Origin of the sequence: Klebsiella quasivariicola (assembly GCF_002269255.1) — a bacterium.
GTDB classification, from domain to species: Bacteria; Pseudomonadota; Gammaproteobacteria; order Enterobacterales; family Enterobacteriaceae; genus Klebsiella; species Klebsiella quasivariicola.
The window spans coordinates 101,380-117,573 of the sequence record NZ_CP022823.1 but is presented as its reverse complement, the minus strand read 5'-3'; the positions used below and the strand labels follow the sequence as shown (position 1 = coordinate 117,573).

Annotated in this window: 15 protein-coding genes; 8 read left to right on the top strand and 7 right to left on the bottom strand. The window is 58.9% G+C overall.

What is annotated here, in order from left to right:
* The first annotated feature begins 2 nt into the window (after positions 1 to 2).
* The 4 genes from trmH (at position 3) to fpr (ending at position 4,737) form a co-directional block, all read left to right on the top strand.
* On the top strand, positions 3 to 692 hold the full coding sequence (gene trmH, locus B8P98_RS00580) for a tRNA (guanosine(18)-2'-O)-methyltransferase TrmH (protein WP_025713932.1): 690 nt from the start codon (positions 3 to 5) through the stop codon (positions 690 to 692).
* Positions 693 to 697: 5 nt separating this feature from the next.
* Positions 698 to 2,779, top strand: a complete 2,082-nt coding sequence (gene recG, locus B8P98_RS00575) for an ATP-dependent DNA helicase RecG (RefSeq protein ID WP_095032653.1) — start codon at positions 698 to 700, stop codon at positions 2,777 to 2,779.
* A gap of 50 nt (positions 2,780 to 2,829) precedes the next feature.
* The gene (gene glpX / locus B8P98_RS00570) at positions 2,830 to 3,840 is read left to right on the top strand and encodes a class II fructose-bisphosphatase (protein ID WP_095032652.1); all 1,011 of its coding nucleotides are present in this window, start codon (positions 2,830 to 2,832) and stop codon (positions 3,838 to 3,840) included.
* Positions 3,841 to 3,990: 150 nt separating this feature from the next.
* Positions 3,991 to 4,737: a ferredoxin--NADP(+) reductase gene (gene fpr, locus B8P98_RS00565; RefSeq protein ID WP_095032651.1), complete on the top strand. Its 747-nt coding sequence runs from the start codon at positions 3,991 to 3,993 to the stop codon at positions 4,735 to 4,737.
* On the opposite strand, the gene B8P98_RS00560 is transcribed toward fpr, so the two are convergent.
* The gene (locus tag B8P98_RS00560; RefSeq protein WP_004173894.1) at positions 4,738 to 5,166 is read right to left on the bottom strand and encodes a DUF805 domain-containing protein; all 429 of its coding nucleotides are present in this window, start codon (positions 5,164 to 5,166) and stop codon (positions 4,738 to 4,740) included. It lies immediately after the preceding gene.
* Between the two features lie 112 nt (positions 5,167 to 5,278).
* On the opposite strand from B8P98_RS00560, the gene B8P98_RS00555 reads away from it, so the two are divergent.
* Complete coding sequence (locus B8P98_RS00555; RefSeq protein ID WP_095032650.1) at positions 5,279 to 5,878, top strand: DUF1454 family protein; 600 nt, start codon at positions 5,279 to 5,281, stop codon at positions 5,876 to 5,878.
* Positions 5,879 to 5,987: 109 nt separating this feature from the next.
* Complete coding sequence (gene tpiA, locus B8P98_RS00550; protein WP_002922909.1) at positions 5,988 to 6,755, top strand: triose-phosphate isomerase; 768 nt, start codon at positions 5,988 to 5,990, stop codon at positions 6,753 to 6,755.
* 91 nt (positions 6,756 to 6,846) lie between these two features.
* Here the strand turns inward: tpiA and B8P98_RS00545 are convergent, their stop codons facing one another.
* From B8P98_RS00545 to zapB, 5 genes are all read right to left on the bottom strand, one after another.
* Entirely contained in the window at positions 6,847 to 8,151 is a 1,305-nt protein-coding gene (locus B8P98_RS00545; RefSeq protein ID WP_095032649.1) for an SLC13 family permease, read from the bottom strand.
* Positions 8,152 to 8,215: 64 nt separating this feature from the next.
* Positions 8,216 to 8,986 carry a CDP-diacylglycerol diphosphatase gene (locus B8P98_RS00540; RefSeq protein WP_025713936.1) on the bottom strand — a complete coding sequence of 257 codons (771 nt, stop codon included), beginning with the start codon at positions 8,984 to 8,986 and terminating at the stop codon, positions 8,216 to 8,218.
* A 379-nt stretch (positions 8,987 to 9,365) separates the two neighbouring features.
* Positions 9,366 to 10,388, bottom strand: a complete 1,023-nt coding sequence (locus tag B8P98_RS00535) for an IS110 family RNA-guided transposase (RefSeq protein WP_095032646.1) — start codon at positions 10,386 to 10,388, stop codon at positions 9,366 to 9,368.
* Positions 10,389 to 10,533: 145 nt separating this feature from the next.
* On the bottom strand, positions 10,534 to 11,523 hold the full coding sequence (locus tag B8P98_RS00530; protein WP_002922936.1) for a sulfate ABC transporter substrate-binding protein: 990 nt from the start codon (positions 11,521 to 11,523) through the stop codon (positions 10,534 to 10,536).
* 151 nt (positions 11,524 to 11,674) lie between these two features.
* Complete coding sequence (gene zapB, locus B8P98_RS00525) at positions 11,675 to 11,920, bottom strand: septal ring assembly protein ZapB (protein WP_004150222.1); 246 nt, start codon at positions 11,918 to 11,920, stop codon at positions 11,675 to 11,677.
* 442 nt (positions 11,921 to 12,362) lie between these two features.
* Here zapB and B8P98_RS00520 point away from each other — a divergent pair, with 442 nt between their 5' ends.
* A complete protein-coding gene (locus B8P98_RS00520; protein WP_025713937.1) occupies positions 12,363 to 13,214 on the top strand; it encodes an MIP/aquaporin family protein in 852 nt (283 codons plus the stop codon).
* Between the two features lie 21 nt (positions 13,215 to 13,235).
* Entirely contained in the window at positions 13,236 to 14,747 is a 1,512-nt protein-coding gene (gene glpK, locus B8P98_RS00515; protein WP_025713938.1) for a glycerol kinase GlpK, read from the top strand.
* 114 nt (positions 14,748 to 14,861) lie between these two features.
* On the opposite strand, the gene gltS is transcribed toward glpK, so the two are convergent.
* Complete coding sequence (gene gltS / locus B8P98_RS00510; protein WP_025713939.1) at positions 14,862 to 16,064, bottom strand: sodium/glutamate symporter; 1,203 nt, start codon at positions 16,062 to 16,064, stop codon at positions 14,862 to 14,864.
* Between the last annotated feature and the right edge of the window lie 130 nt (positions 16,065 to 16,194).

Here is a 16,194-nt window from a genome sequence, read left to right as displayed (position 1 = left end):
TTATGAACTCAAAGCGCTACGAGCGTATCTGCGAGATGCTCGCCAGGCGTCAGCCTGACCTGACGGTCTGCATGGAGCAGGTCCATAAGCCTCATAACGTCTCTGCGGTCATCCGGACCGCAGATGCCGTTGGCGTCCACGAGGTGCATGCCGTCTGGCCAAGCAGCCGGATGCGTACCATGGCCTCCGCCGCCGCGGGCAGCAACAGCTGGGTGCAGGTGAAAACCCACCGCACTATCGCCGATGCCGTCGGCCACCTGAAAGGCCAGGGTATGCAAATCCTCGCCACCCACCTTTCCGACAAAGCTATCGATTTTCGTGAAATCGACTATACGCGCCCTACCTGCATCCTGATGGGTCAGGAGAAAACCGGCATCACTCAGGAAGCGCTGGCCCTGGCTGACCGGGACATCATTATCCCGATGATCGGCATGGTGCAGTCGCTGAACGTCTCCGTCGCCTCGGCGCTGATCCTGTATGAAGCCCAGCGCCAGCGGCAAAACGCCGGGATGTACCAACGCGCCAACAGCATGCTGCCGCCGGAAGAGCAGCAGCGCCTGCTGTTTGAAGGCGGCTATCCGGTGCTGGCCCGCGTCGCCCGACAAAAAGGGCTGCCTTATCCCCACGTCAACGAGCAGGGCGAAGTGGAAGCCGATGCCACGTGGTGGGCAACCATGCAGGCTGCGAGGTAAACCCGATGTCAGGCCGCCTGCTCGATGCCGTTCCGCTTAGTTCACTCACCGGTGTGGGCGCTGCGCAGAGCAGCAAACTGGCGAAGATCGGCCTGCATACGGTCCAGGATCTGCTACTGCACCTGCCCTTACGCTACGAAGATCGCACCCACCTTTATCCGATAGCCGAATTGCTTCCCGGGGTTTATGCCACCGTGGAGGGTGAAGTGCTCAACAGCAATATCACCTTCGGCGGCCGGCGGATGATGACCTGCCAGATCAGCGACGGCACCAGCATCCTCACCATGCGCTTTTTCAACTTCAACGCGGCGATGAAAAACAGCCTTGCGACCGGTCGCCGGGTGCTGGCCTACGGTGAAGCCAAACGCGGGAAGTACGGCGCCGAGATGATCCACCCGGAATACCGCGTCCAGGGCGATATGAGCACTCCGGAGCTGCAGGAAACGTTAACCCCGGTCTATCCGACCACCGAAGGTATTAAGCAGGCGACCCTGCGCAAGCTGACCGATCAGGCGCTTGAGCTGCTGGAAACCTGCGCGATTAGCGAGCTCCTGCCGCCGGAGCTGGCGCAGGGGATGATGAGCCTGCCGGAGGCGCTGCGTACGCTGCACCGTCCGCCGCCCTCCTTACAGCTTAGCGAGCTGGAAAGCGGCAAGCACCCGGCGCAGCAACGTCTGATTCTGGAAGAGCTGCTGGCGCATAACCTCAGCATGCTGGCGCTGCGGGCAGGCGCCCAGCGCTATCACGCCCTGCCGCTCGGCGCCAACGATACCCTGAAAAACCAGCTGCTGGCCTCCCTGCCCTTTAAGCCCACCGGCGCGCAGGCGCGGGTCACCGCCGAGATCGAGCGCGATATGGCGCTGGACGTGCCGATGATGCGCCTGGTGCAGGGCGACGTTGGCTCCGGTAAAACGCTGGTTGCCGCCCTGGCCGCCCTGCGCGCTATCGCTCACGGCAAACAGGTGGCGCTGATGGCGCCCACCGAACTGCTGGCCGAGCAGCACGCCAATAACTTTCGCAGCTGGTTCGAACCGCTGGGCATTGAAGTTGGCTGGCTGGCAGGCAAACAGAAAGGCAAAGCCCGCCAGGCGCAACAGGAAGCCATCGCCAGCGGCGAGGTGCAGATGATTGTCGGCACTCACGCCATCTTCCAGGAGCAGGTGCAGTTTAACGGCCTGGCGCTGGTGATTATCGACGAACAGCACCGCTTCGGTGTGCATCAGCGTCTGGCGCTGTGGGAGAAAGGTCAGCAGCAGGGTTTCCATCCGCATCAGCTGATTATGACCGCCACTCCGATCCCCCGCACCCTGGCGATGACCGCCTACGCCGACCTCGATACCTCAGTCATCGACGAACTACCGCCGGGCCGTACCCCGGTCACCACCGTCGCCATCCCAGACACCCGGCGCAGCGACATTATCGACCGCGTGCGCAACGCCTGCACCCAGGAAGGTCGCCAGGCCTATTGGGTCTGTACGCTGATTGAAGAGTCCGATCTGCTGGAAGCCCAGGCGGCGGAAGCCACCTGGGAAGAGCTCAAGCTGGCGCTGCCGGAACTTAATATCGGTCTCGTCCATGGGCGGATGAAACCAGCGGAGAAACAGGCCGTGATGCAGGCCTTCAAGCAGGGCGACATGCACCTGCTGGTCGCCACCACGGTGATTGAAGTCGGCGTTGACGTGCCTAACTCAAGCCTGATGATTATCGAAAACCCGGAGCGTCTGGGTCTGGCGCAGCTGCACCAGCTCAGAGGGCGCGTCGGGCGCGGCGCCGTCGCCTCCCACTGCGTGCTACTCTATAAAGCGCCGCTCTCCAAAACGGCGCAGAAGCGCCTGCAGGTGCTACGCGACAGCAACGACGGTTTCGTCATCGCCCAGAAAGACCTCGAAATACGCGGCCCCGGCGAGCTGCTCGGTACCCGCCAGACCGGCAATGCCGAGTTTAAAGTGGCGGACTTGCTGCGCGATCAGGCGATGATCCCCGACGTTCAGCGCATCGCTCGCCACATTCATGAACGCTATCCGCTGCAGGCCCAGGCGCTTATCGAGCGCTGGATGCCGGAAACCGAACGCTATTCCAACGCGTAGCGCGCACTTTTGCCGCGCTGCGGGCAACTTTTCTACACAACGAGTGGATTATGAAACGAGAACTGGCCATCGAATTTTCGCGTGTCACCGAAGCCGCCGCGCTGGCGGGCTATAAATGGCTGGGCCGCGGCGATAAAAACTCCGCCGACGGCGCAGCGGTTAACGCCATGCGCATTATGCTTAACCTCGTCAATATCGACGGCACCATCGTCATCGGCGAGGGCGAAATCGATGAAGCGCCGATGCTCTATATCGGCGAAAAAGTGGGTACCGGCAAGGGCGATGCGGTCGATATCGCCGTCGATCCCATTGAAGGCACGCGCATGACGGCAATGGGTCAGGCCAACGCCCTGGCGGTGATGGCGGTCGGCGACAAGGGCTGCTTCCTCAACGCGCCGGATATGTATATGGAAAAGCTGATCGTCGGCCCGGGCGCTAAAGGCGCCATCGATCTCAATCTGCCGCTGGCAGAGAACCTGCACAATATTGCCCGCGCCCTGAACAAGCCGCTGGCTGAACTAACCGTTACCGTGCTGGCGAAACCGCGCCACGACGCGGTCATTGCCCAGCTGCAGCAGCTCGGCGTGCGGGTGTTCGCGATTCCTGATGGCGACGTCGCGGCCTCTATTCTCACCTGCATGCCCGATAGCGAAGTCGATGTGCTGTACGGCATCGGCGGCGCGCCGGAAGGGGTGGTTTCCGCCGCGGTGATCCGCGCGCTCGACGGTGATATGCAGGGCCGCCTGCTGGCTCGTCACCACGTGAAGGGCGACAGCGAAGAGAATCGCCGCATCGGTGAAAACGAGCTGGCGCGCTGCAAAACCATGGGCATCGAAGCGGGTAAAGTGCTGCGTCTGGATGAAATGGCGCGCAGCGATAACGTCGTCTTCTCCGCCACCGGTATCACCAAAGGCGATCTGCTGGACGGCATCACCCGCAAGGGCAATATGGCCACCACCGAGACGCTGCTGATCCGCGGCAAGTCCCGTACCATCCGCCGTATTCAGTCGATTCATTACCTCGACCGTAAAGATCCGGACATCCAGCAGCACATCCTGTAATTCCGCGTTTTCTTCTCCAGGCAACCGTCCGCAGGCGGTTGCCCTGTTCTTCGTTTATATTTGATCAATAGAGCTTTCTTGCGCCTTCGGGGTGGAAATCTGGCTCGTCTGGACCGAAGATAAGGCATCGCTTGGCAACAGGAGAAGACGATGGCGGACTGGGTTAGCGGCAAAGTGACAAAAGTGGAGTACTGGACGGATGCTTTGTTCAGTTTGTACGTGCGGGCGCCTGTTCAGCCGTTTACCGCCGGGCAGTTTACCAAGCTCGGGCTGGAAATCGACGGCGAGCGCGTGCAGCGCGCCTACTCTTACGTCAATGCTCCCGGCAATCCCGATCTCGAGTTCTATCTGGTGACCGTCCCGGAAGGCAAGCTGAGCCCGCGTCTGGCGGCGCTGAAGCCGGGCGATGAAGTCCTGGTGGTGAGTGAAGCGGCAGGCTTCTTCGTCCTCGAGGAGGTACCGGATTGCGATACCCTGTGGATGCTGGCGACCGGCACCGCGTTGGGACCATACCTGTCGATATTGCAGGAAGGCAAAGATCTTGAGCGCTTTAACAACCTGGTGCTGGTCCACGCCGTGCGCTACGCCGCAGACCTGAGCTATCTGCCGCTGATGCGCGAACTCGAGCAGCGCTATGCCGGTAAACTCCGCATTCAGACGGTGGTCAGCCGCGAAACCGTGGAAGGCTCGCTGACCGGCCGGGTGCCGTTCCTGATTGAAACCGGCGCGCTGGAAGAGGCGGTTGGCCTGCCGATGACCACCGACACCAGCCACGTCATGCTGTGCGGCAACCCGCAAATGGTGCGCGATACCCAACAGCTGTTAAAAGAGACCCGGCAGATGACCAAACATCTGCGTCGCCGGCCGGGCCATATGACAGCGGAGCACTACTGGTAATCAGGCGTCCGCTTTCCAGCGCACGTCCTGGGTCTCCTTGCCGAACTTATTCTCGCCCTGGGTGCCGACAAACGCCCCCAGGTCGATCAACATCATGACGATAATCAGCGTCGGCACAAAGCGCCCGACGCCCCACTGCCAGACCTGCGGCAGCATCGCCCAGTTCCCCGCCAGCAGCATCCACGCCAGAATCATCAGCAGCGCCCACAGCCCGGATTTACCGCGATCGTGTAGCCGCTTGACCACCACCGCCGCCGTCGGCCACAGCAGGCAGACAATAATAAACGCTGCCGTCTGCAGATTGAGCAGATTGCTGCCTGCCAGGGTAAACAGGGCGCTCATGGTTACCAGCCAGATGGCAATCCAGATCCAGAAATCGCGGCGGCCAATGCGCCCTTTAATTGAGAATAACCACTGCTGTAGGGTCATGCGTTTTTCCTTATCATCATCGTCTGCGTAGTTTACCCTGGCGTCGTGACTTTTTGACAAGCGCCGCGCTTCCCGATTTAATCGTCAGCAGGCAAAAAAAGGAACGACGGGCATGAAGAAGTGGACAATCTTGTGTTTCAGTGGGCTGATGGGCCTTGCCGTCGGCCCGCAGGCGTTGTCCGCTGAGAGCGAATCGACGACCGCGGCGCCCTATCTGCTCTCCGGCGCGCCGAGCTTTGACCAGTCAATCAGTCAGTTCCGCGAAAAATTCAATGCCGATAACCCGAAGCTGCCCCTGAACGAATTCCGTTCCATCGCCACCAGCCGCGATCAGGCTAACCTGACCCGCGCCGCCAGCAAGATTAACGAAAATCTCTATGCTTCCACCGCGCTGGAGCGCGGCACGCTTAAGATAAAATCCATGCAGATCACCTGGCTGCCGATCCAGGGGCCGGAGCAAAAGGCGGCGAAAGCGAAAGCGCTGGAGTACATGAGCGCCATGATCCGCGCCTTCGTTCCGACCCTTAGCCCGGCGCAAAGCCAGCAAAAGCTGCAGAAACTGCTGACCGCCGGCAAAGGCAAACGCTACTTCGCCGACACCGAAGGCGCCGTGCGCTATGTGGTGGCAGATCATGGCGAAAAGGGCCTGACCTTCGCGATTGAACCGATTAAGCTGGCGCTATCTGAAACGCTGGAAGGTAACAATAAATGACAAAAAGCAAAGCCTTTCCAGTGACGAGTCTCTATACTGTTTCACAGACCATGCTGCCCTCTGGGGCGGCTATATTCCTTAATTCGCTTAAGTAGCGTGGAGAATTAAAATGCGACATCCTTTAGTGATGGGTAACTGGAAACTGAACGGCAGCCGCCACATGGTAAACGAACTGGTTGCGAACCTGCGTACCGAGCTGGCTGGCGTAAGCGGCTGTGCAGTTGCCATCGCCCCGCCGGAAATGTATCTGGACCTGGCTAAGCGTGCGGCAGAAGGCAGCCACATTCACCTGGGCGCGCAGAACGTTGACGTGAACCTGTCCGGCGCTTTCACCGGCGAAACCTCCGCCGAAATGCTGAAAGATATCGGCGCGCAGTACATCATCATCGGCCACTCCGAGCGTCGTACCTACCACAAAGAATCCGACGAGCTGATCGCGAAGAAATTCGCCGTGCTGAAAGAGCAGGGTCTGACCCCGGTTCTGTGCATCGGTGAAACCGAAGCGGAAAACGAAGCGGGCAAAACCGAAGAAGTTTGCGCACGTCAGATCGACGCGGTACTGAAAACGCAGGGCGCTGCCGCTTTCGAAGGCGTGGTTATCGCTTACGAACCCGTATGGGCTATCGGTACCGGCAAATCCGCGACCCCGGCTCAGGCTCAGGCGGTGCACAAATTCATTCGTGACCACATTGCCAAAGCTGACGCGAAAATCGCTGAGCAAGTGATCATCCAGTACGGCGGTTCCGTTAACGCTGGCAACGCAGCAGAGCTGTTCACCCAGCCGGACATCGACGGTGCGCTGGTCGGCGGCGCTTCCCTGAAAGCTGACGCTTTCGCGGTGATCGTTAAAGCAGCAGAAGCAGCGAAAAAAGCGTAATCCGCTTTTCCCGGTGGCAACACGCGACCGGGATGACTGATAACACTCGGAGCCCGGCTTAGCACAGCGCAAGCCGGGCTTTCTTTTGCCGTTACAGTTTCCCCAACAGCTGATACCACGCGTAATCCAGCGGCAGCAAAATCAGATAGCTCACCACTGCCAGCGCCAGACACAGTTGCATCCCCGCCCTCGCCGGGACCTTGCCTAACCCCATCGCCACTACGATCGGCGACGCCTGGTACGGCAGCAGCGGCGTGGAATAGCCCAGCACCTGAATCATAATCACGCTGAGCAGCGGGAAACCGGTCGCATCGGCAAAGCTCTGCGCAAAAGTGGTATACAGCGCCGGGACGCCGTTGGCGGTCATAATAAAGTTCAGCGCGCTGGTTATCCCGGTCAGGGCAAGGAAGCTGGTGAACGGATTGTCTTTATCCAGGGGCATTACCTGCAGCAGCGCATTGCCCACCGCGCCGCCAATTCCAGTTTGGGTGACGGTGATCGCCAGTCCCAGAATCCCGGCGACATATATGCAGGTACGTATATTCACCCCGCTGGCAAACTCTTCGCCGCTGATAAAGCCCACCCGCGGCAACAGTGTGACCACGGCCGCCGCCAGGCCGGCCCACGCCGGGCCGACGCCGTGCCAGCTCTCCGTCACCCATAGCGTGAGGACCACCGCCAGCAGCCACGCCAGACGCTTCTCGTCGCCGCTCATCGCCGGCAGCGGCGCCAGGTCGCGCGGCGGATGCGGCTTGCCGGGAAACAGCCAGCAAATCAGCGCCACCAGCACTATCCCTTTCAGCCAGCCAAGCACCGGCGTGTGCAGCAGTAAATAGGGAACATAATTCAGATGGATACCGTAAGAACCTTCCGCCGCGCCGCTCATCACCAGATTCGGCACGTTGGCGGGCAAAATCGTCGCCGAAAGCTGAAAAGTGCCGAACCCCACCGCCAGCGCCAGGCCGAACCAGCCGCGGCTGCCGTCGGCAATGCCCGCGCGGCGGGCCATCGCCGCCACGATCGGCATCAGCAGCGCGATACGCCCCATGTTGGAAGGCATCACGAACGCCAGGGCGTAGCTCAGCAATACCACACTGCCGACCATCCGCGGCCAGGAGTCGGTGAGCCGCGCAGACAGCGCCTGCGCCGCCCGGTCCGCCAGCCCGGTTTTACGGATAGCGATGCCGAGCACAAAGCCGCTGAACACCAGCCAGAACGCCGAAGAGGCAAAGCCGCCGAAGATCACCTCCGGGGGGGCGATTTTGACCATCATCGCCGCCGCGAAGAACAGCAGGGCGGTGATAAATTCCGGCAGCAGCGACGTCGCCCAGAGGACAATGGTGACGCCGACAATCAGTGAAGGAAGGAACAGCGGGTGGGTAAGCCAGAGCGACATGCCTGTCTCCTGTCGTTTTTTTCAGCAAGAATACGACGACAGGTTAGACAGGTAAACGCCAGAACTAGTGGTTTGCATTAAGGATGGCGCAGCGATGATCCTGAATTTCTTCCGCTGAAGCCCGGTTCAAGGTCAGCAGATTACGCTCCGTCGCCAGCAGCACCAGCGAGCCGTCGCTCTGCTGCGCCATCGCCAGCGCGAAGCGTCCCATATGTTCACGCGCCTCCGGCACCTCTTCCGCCAGCATCAGGAACGGGCTGCGCTGGGCCAGTTCGGCCTCCGTCACCCGACGCGCCAGGTATTCATGGCCCTGGAGCCCGCCCGGCAGCGGCAGCCAGCGGCTGCTGACCGCGGCCGCCTCCTTATCTAACTGCGCGCGTACATCGGGGCGCAGGCAGGAGATATGAATATGGAAATGGTTTTGCGTGCGCCCGCTGCGCGAGTTGATCGCCAGCGATACCGCGTTATCTGGAACCGGCGCGCCGTGGCGCTGACTCATGATTTCACGTCCCTGCCAGGCCTGCCAGAAAAAGTTCGGCGTTAACGGGTCCAGCAGCAGCGGGCTTTCGGTGCCGTTGATGCGGTAGGTCGGCATCAGCAAATACTGCAGCGGGCCGTTACGGTCTTTAAACAGCACATAGCCGCCCTTGAGGTTCACTTCCGCGCACGGCGACGGGTTTTGCTGCTGTTGCTGATGGGGAACGCACTGCTGCAGAACAATCTTGCGCAACGCGTCCGGGTTGCCAGAGTGCAGCCAGTAGTAGCCGCCCGCCAGCGCCGCGAGGATCGCCACCAGCAGCGCCAGCAAAAAGTATCTTACTCTTCTCATTTTCATTCCCTGTTAAGCCTGAAGCGGAAGAGTAACGTAATTTGATGACTAAATGAAAACAGATGGTGGGCGGGGAGTTATCCCGGGTAGCGGCTGACGCCTTACCCGTATATGGACACCTCCCGTTATGCAAGTCATCTCTGCATTTTGTGTAACGGGGTAAGGTGCGTTCGTATATCCGGCCTCTCTTACGATACCGTCGTATCCGGGCCATGATGTTATCTGCGCATCTGTTTCCATTCGGGCTAGCGGCTTTGTTTTCCAGGGAGCCTTCGGATAAGTCGGAATGACAGATGCCGGTCTTACCTGTTACTCATCACACTTTGCTGACTGCACTCTCACGGCAGGTTATTGCTCTTTTACTGCATGGGTTACAGGCCGCCGGTTAACCGGCGGCCTGTAACCCATGGTAATCTTCTTCGCGGCTCAGTATCGCCCATGCTATTCGCGCATTCTTGTTCGCCAGCGCCACCGTCGCGATATTCCGGTTTCGCCTTTCCGATAACGCCTTCAGCCACTGGCTGCGTCTGTCGGTTTTATTCTGACACGCGTTCAGCACCGCACGCGCACCGTGGATTATCAGCGTCCGCAGGTAACTGTCTCCCCGTTTGCTGATAGACCCCAGCCGCGCTTTCCCGCCACTGGAGTGCTGCCGCGGGACCAGACCCAGATACGCCGCCATCTCCCGACCACTTTTGAACTGTCTGCCATCGCCGACCGCCGCCACCAGCGCACTGGCCACCACCGGCCCCATACCCTCTATCGCCAGCAGCCTTTTTATCCGGATATCATCCCGTGCTGACTGCTCAAGCCGCCTGTCATGGCGGGCGACCCGCTCATCCAGCATCTGCAGCTCTTCCGCCAGTTCGCTCAGCAGGCGGATAAAGCGGTCATCCCACAGCTCTTGTTGCGACAGTATCTCCGGCAATGCCTTACGTAGCTGCCTTATTCCCACCGGCAGTACCAGACCAAACTCACCCAGCAGTCCCCGCATCTCATTACTCAGGGCTGTCCGGGCGCGGACGAGCCGGGCCCGGACGCGGTGCTCTGCCTGCAGCGTCTGCTGCCGCTCTGTCTTCATGGCCACAAAGCGCATTCCGGGACGGCTGATAGCCTCGCAGATAGCTTCCGCGTCGTTGGCGTCATTCTTCTGCCCTTTAAGATAGGACTTGACCCGCTGAGGCGGGATAATGCGTACGGTATGCCCCATACGGGTCAGCTCGCGGGCCCAGTAGTGGGCGGCGCCGCAGGCTTCAATCCCGATAAGGCAGGGAGAGAGTTGAGAGAAAAAGGCGGTCATGCGGTCCCGGCGCAGGGTTTTACGCAGGACAACATGTTCATGGTGATCCACGGCATGTATCTGGAAGATATTTTTAGCCAGGTCGAGACCAATACGTTTAATATTCATGATGGACACCTCCTCCGGGGATCTGGGGTTAACACCTCAGTCTGGCACTTTGATGCCGTAAGGTGGGAGGTGTCCATCACATCGGGCTACCGCACGGTGCAGAACTGTAGCCCTGCTAAGCATAGCGCAAGCAGGGACACGAGGATTAACGCTGGCTAATCTGGTCGAAGGTGCCGCCGTTGGAGAAGTGCTCTTTCTGCGCTTTCGTCCAGCCGCCGAACTCCTGATCGATGGTAAACAGCTTCAGTTTCGGGAACTCATTGGCGTATTTTTTCGCCACATTCGGATCGCGCGGACGGTAGAAGTTCTTCGCCGCAATCTCCTGGCCTTCCGGCGAGTAGAGATACTTCAGGTACGCTTCCGCCACCTGGCGCGTGCCTTTCTTATCCACGACTTTATCAACCACCGAAACGGTCGGCTCAGCCAGAATCGACTCACTCGGGGTCACGATTTCAAACTTGTCTTTACCCAGTTCGTTGGTGGCCAGCAGCGCTTCGTTTTCCCAGGCGATCAGCACATCGCCGATACCGCGTTCTACGAAGGTATTGGTCGAACCGCGCGCGCCGGAGTCCAGCACTTCTACGTTTTTATACAGCGCCTTGACGAATTCCTGAGCTTTCGCCTGGTCGCCATGGTTCTGATGCAGGGCATAGCCCCAGGCCGCCAGGTAGTTCCAGCGAGCGCCGCCGGAGCTTTTCGGGTTCGGGGTGATGACCGACACGCCCGGTTTGATCAGATCGTTCCAGTCATGGATCTGTTTCGGGTTGCCCTTGCGGACAAGGAACACGATGGTGGAGGTATACGGCGCGGAGTTATCCGGCAGGCGTTTCAGCCAGTTTTTATCGATACGGCCGCGTTCAGCAATGGCGTCTACGTCATAGGCCAGCGCCAGAGTAACCACATCCGCTTCAATACCGTTAATTACCGAGGTCGCCTGTTTGCCGGAGCCGCCGTGCGACTGGCGGATCACCACGTTGTCGCCGGTCTCCTGCTTCCAGTGCGCGCTGAACGCTTTGTTGTACTGTTCGTACAGCTCGCGCGTTGGATCATAAGATACGTTTAATAGCTGAATGTCTTTTGCCAGAACGCTGGCGGATGCCAGCAACAGAGTTAACCCTACGCCCCACTTATTCATCGCACCGCTCTCTTTATGTGTGTTGTGATGGACTAAGCGTGCCAGAAAGCGAATCAATGATTAAAGAATAAAAAAAGATTGGCTATAACTTGTGGATATAAAGCGGTGAGGGAGGATTGCCCCCTCCCGGACGGGAGAGGGCGCGACACGATTAGACTTCTTCCATGCGGCCCAGTAGCGCCTGCAGACGTTCCTGCCAGCCCTGCTGCTGCTCTTTCAACTGGCTGTTTTCGCGCTCCAGCTCTTCACGACCATGCTGCGCGCTCTGAACTTCCTGCACCAGGGTGTTGTTCTTTTCTTTCAGCTCTTCGATTTCCATCTGCAACAGAGTGATGGTATCAATCGCCTGCTGAACCTTAGATTCTAATTTCTCAAACACTTCTAATGACATCGTCATACCTCTCCTGAACTTGCAAGGCGTTGATAGAAACTCGTGTTTCGTATACGCGGTCCCGCCTTAACGAAAATTAGCGCACATAGCGGTGTTATCGTCGATTGTATGAATCCCCGCCGCCCCTGTCCAGCGGCAAGCCGCGCAGATTGCGGTTTGCAACACTTTTCAGTCTTTACCTGGTGCTTTCAGCGCAGTTCGCTCGTACTTCATGAGTCATTGTTAATTTTATGGTTAACAAAATGCGAGGTGAAACGCTCCGGCAGAAGTCCCAATGCGCGCGAATGGCGCGAAAACGCTCATTTTCTTGACGCGGTACACACATTTGAAGTTCGATATTTCTCGTTTTTGCTCGTTAACGATAAATTAACACTATGCCTACATGGCAATATGGTCGTCTGTGACCACCCTACATACAATAATCATCACCACGCTTCAGGATTCGATTATGAGCCAAACATCAACCTTAAAAGGCCAGTGCATCGCAGAGTTCCTCGGTACCGGGTTGTTGATCTTTTTCGGCGTTGGGTGCGTGGCTGCGCTCAAGGTCGCGGGAGCCAGCTTCGGGCAATGGGAAATCAGCATCATCTGGGGTCTGGGCGTCGCCATGGCGATCTACCTGACCGCCGGGGTTTCCGGTGCACACCTTAACCCTGCGGTAACTATCGCGCTCTGGCTGTTCGCCTGCTTCGATGGCCGCAAAGTGGTCCCTTTTATCATTTCGCAATTCGCTGGCGCCTTTTGCGCTGCGGCATTAGTTTACGGGCTTTATTACAATCTTTTCCTCGATTATGAAACCACCCACCATATGGTCCGCGGCAGCGTGGAAAGCCTCGATCTGGCCGGCATCTTCTCCACCTATCCGAACCCGCATATCAATTTTGTGCAGGCCTTCGCGGTAGAGATGGTGATTACCGCTATCCTGATGGGCGTCATCCTGGCGCTGACCGACGATGGCAACGGCGTGCCGCGTGGCCCGCTTGCCCCGCTGCTGATCGGCCTGCTGATTGCGGTGATTGGCGCCTCCATGGGACCGCTGACCGGCTTCGCCATGAACCCGGCGCGTGATATCGGCCCGAAAGCCTTCGCCTGGCTGGCCGGCTGGGGCGACGTCGCCTTCACCGGCGGCAAAGATATTCCTTATTTCCTGGTGCCGCTGTGCGCACCGGTGGTCGGCGCCGCGCTGGGCGCATTCAGCTATCGTAAGCTGATTGGCCGCCACCTGCCTTGCGACACCTGCGTGGAAGAAGAGCAACAGAGCCCCTCCTCTTCGCCCACTCAACATAAAGCTTCGCTGTAATTTGACTACGGGACACCGACTATGACCGACAAAAAATATATCGTTGCGCTTGACCAGGGCACTACCAGCTCCCGGGCCGTTGTGATGGATCATGATGCCAATATCGTCAGCGTCTCCCAGCGAGAATTTGAACAAATTTATCCTAAGCCGGGCTGGGTCGAACACGATCCGATGGAAATCTGGGCTTCCCAAAGCTCGACGCTGGTCGAAGCGCTGGCCAAAGCGGATATTAGCTCCGATCAGATCGCGGCCATCGGTATCACCAACCAGCGTGAGACCGTGGTGGTGTGGGAACGCGAGACCGGCAAACCGATTTACAACGCTATCGTCTGGCAGTGCCGCCGTACCGCGGAGATTTGCGAGCAGCTCAAACGTGACGGAATGGAAGAGTATATCCGCAAGGCCACAGGCCTGGTGGTGGACCCCTACTTCTCCGGCACCAAGGTGAAATGGATCCTCGACCATGTCGAAGGTTCCCGTGAGCGTGCGAAACGCGGCGAGCTGCTGTTCGGCACCGTTGACACCTGGCTTATCTGGAAGATGACCCAGGGCCGCGTGCACGTCACCGACTACACCAACGCCTCACGTACCATGTTGTTCAACATCCACGACCTGGACTGGGACGACAAGATGCTGGACGCGCTGGACATCCCGCGTGCCATGCTGCCGGAAGTACGTAAGTCATCCGAAGTGTACGGCCAGACCAACATCGGTGGTAAAGGCGGGACCCGTATTCCTATCGCCGGGATCGCCGGTGACCAGCAGGCGGCCCTGTTCGGCCAGCTGTGCGTCAAAGAAGGGATGGCGAAAAACACTTACGGTACCGGCTGCTTTATGCTGATGAACACCGGTGAAAAAGCGGTTACCTCTACTCACGGTCTGCTGACTACCATCGCCTGCGGCCCGCGCGGCGAGGTGAACTATGCCCTGGAAGGGGCGGTGTTTATGGCCGGCGCGTCTATTCAGTGGCTGCGCGACGAGATGAAGCTCATCAGCGATGCGTTCGACTCCGAGTACTTCGCCACCAAAGTGAAGGACACCAACGGCGTGTATGTGGTACCGGCCTTTACCGGCCTTGGCGCACCCTACTGGGACCCGTACGCCCGCGGCGCGATCTTCGGCCTGACCCGTGGCGTGAACTCGAACCACATTATTCGTGCCACCCTGGAGTCTATCGCCTATCAGACTCGCGACGTGCTGGAAGCAATGCAGGCTGACTCCGGTATTCGCCTGCACGCTCTGCGCGTGGACGGCGGCGCGGTGGCCAACAACTTCCTGATGCAGTTCCAGTCCGATATCCTCGGCACCCGCGTCGAGCGGCCGGAAGTGCGCGAAGTGACGGCGCTGGGCGCGGCCTACCTGGCCGGCCTGGCGGTAGGCTTCTGGCAGAATCTGGACGAGCTGCAGGAAAAAGCGGTGATTGAGCGCGAATTCCGCCCGGGGATTGAAACCACCGAGCGCAACTATCGTTACAGCGGCTGGAAGAAAGCGGTAAAACGCGCGTTAGCGTGGGAAGAGCACGACGAAGCGTAAGATTGTGAAGGTATTCCCGGCTTGCGGCGTAAACGCCTTAGCCGGGCTACAAAACCCCAAACAGCACGATCTTGTAGCCCGGACAGGTGCGCAGCACCGCCTCCGGGTTTTTTATCAGCCAAACATCGGCAGCAGCAGGTACAGCTTAATCACCAGCGCGTTGACGATATCGATAAAGAACGCCCCCACCATCGGCACCACCAGGAAGGCCATATGTGACGGGCCAAAACGGTCGGTAATCGCCTGCATATTGGCAATCGCCGTCGGCGTTGCGCCCAGACCAAAGCCGCAATGGCCCGCCGCCAGCACCGCGGCATCATAATTCTTGCCCATCATCCGGTAGGTGACGAACACCGCATACAGGGCCATCGCCACTGATTGCACCGCCAGGATAATAATCATCGGCAGCGCCAGGGAAGCCAGCTCCCACAGCTTGAGGCTCATCAGCGCCATGGCGAGGAACAGCGACAGGCTGACGTTACCCAGCACCGATACTGCGCGATCGAACACCCGATACAGCCCCGCCAGCGCCAGGCTGTTGCTGAGGATCACGCCGATAAACAATACGCAGACGAAGGTGGGCAGCTCGAAGACGCTTCCCGCCAGCAGTTGCGCAACAACCTTACCCACCGTCAGACAGATAGCGATAAGGGCAATACTTTCAATCAGCACCAGCGAGGTGATCACCCGCCCTACGTCGGGCTTTTCAAAGGCGGTCGGCGCCATCTGATCGTCCGGGGTCCCGTCCGGTGAGGAAGAGTGTTTCACCAGATAACGCGCCACCGGGCCGCCGATCAGACCACCCAACACCAGGCCAAAGGTCGCGCAGGCCATCGCCACTTCGGTGGCATTGGCAAAACCGTAGCGCTCGACGAACAGCTTACTCCATGCCGCCCCGGTGCCGTGGCCGCCGGAAAGGGTAATAGATCCGGCCAGCAGCCCCATTAGCGGATCCAGCCCCAGCAGCTTCGCCATGCCGATACCGAGGGCATTCTGCAGGAGCAGCAGGCCGACCACCACGATCAGAAATGTGCCCAGCACTTTGCCGCCCGCCCGCAGGCTGGCGAGGTTGGCGTTAAGGCCGATAGTAGCGAAGAACGCCAGCATCAGCGGATCTTTCAGGCTCATATCGAAATCAATTTCGATATCCATGCTTTTTTTCAGCACCAGCAGCGCCAGCGCCACCAGCAGACCACCGGCAACGGGTTCAGGAATGGTATATTTCTTGAGGAAGGGAACGGTTTGTACGAGTTTTCTGCCGAGTAACAGCACAAGCGTTGCGGCAACGAGCGTCGATAAGGTATCGAGGTGAAACATAAAAAGCTCCTTATGGGCGCATGATCCATTCACACGCGACGATATTCCTGGTGTCTTTAGCTTCTCATCATGAGGAGTCAGAGGGGGATTTTACGCAGAACGGCGGAAAAAATGACAGAAAAAGATATTT

What these genes read in the sequence shown, in the direction of transcription:
- B8P98_RS00530 (WP_002922936.1), bottom strand. Translation starts at nt 11,523, where the DNA reads ATGAATAAGTGGGGCGTAGGGTTAACTCTGTTGCTGGCATCCGCCAGC.
- gltS (WP_025713939.1), bottom strand. Translation starts at nt 16,064, where the DNA reads ATGTTTCACCTCGATACCTTATCGACGCTCGTTGCCGCAACGCTTGTG.
- trmH (WP_025713932.1), top strand. Translation starts at nt 3, where the DNA reads ATGAACTCAAAGCGCTACGAGCGTATCTGCGAGATGCTCGCCAGGCGT.
- B8P98_RS00535 (WP_095032646.1), bottom strand. Translation starts at nt 10,388, where the DNA reads ATGAATATTAAACGTATTGGTCTCGACCTGGCTAAAAATATCTTCCAG.
- B8P98_RS00540 (WP_025713936.1), bottom strand. Translation starts at nt 8,986, where the DNA reads ATGAAAATGAGAAGAGTAAGATACTTTTTGCTGGCGCTGCTGGTGGCG.
- B8P98_RS00560 (WP_004173894.1), bottom strand. Translation starts at nt 5,166, where the DNA reads ATGACCCTACAGCAGTGGTTATTCTCAATTAAAGGGCGCATTGGCCGC.
- zapB (WP_004150222.1), bottom strand. Translation starts at nt 11,920, where the DNA reads ATGACGATGTCATTAGAAGTGTTTGAGAAATTAGAATCTAAGGTTCAG.
- B8P98_RS00545 (WP_095032649.1), bottom strand. Translation starts at nt 8,151, where the DNA reads ATGTCGCTCTGGCTTACCCACCCGCTGTTCCTTCCTTCACTGATTGTC.
- tpiA (WP_002922909.1), top strand. Translation starts at nt 5,988, where the DNA reads ATGCGACATCCTTTAGTGATGGGTAACTGGAAACTGAACGGCAGCCGC.
- fpr (WP_095032651.1), top strand. Translation starts at nt 3,991, where the DNA reads ATGGCGGACTGGGTTAGCGGCAAAGTGACAAAAGTGGAGTACTGGACG.
- glpK (WP_025713938.1), top strand. Translation starts at nt 13,236, where the DNA reads ATGACCGACAAAAAATATATCGTTGCGCTTGACCAGGGCACTACCAGC.
- recG (WP_095032653.1), top strand. Translation starts at nt 698, where the DNA reads ATGTCAGGCCGCCTGCTCGATGCCGTTCCGCTTAGTTCACTCACCGGT.
- B8P98_RS00555 (WP_095032650.1), top strand. Translation starts at nt 5,279, where the DNA reads ATGAAGAAGTGGACAATCTTGTGTTTCAGTGGGCTGATGGGCCTTGCC.
- B8P98_RS00520 (WP_025713937.1), top strand. Translation starts at nt 12,363, where the DNA reads ATGAGCCAAACATCAACCTTAAAAGGCCAGTGCATCGCAGAGTTCCTC.
- glpX (WP_095032652.1), top strand. Translation starts at nt 2,830, where the DNA reads ATGAAACGAGAACTGGCCATCGAATTTTCGCGTGTCACCGAAGCCGCC.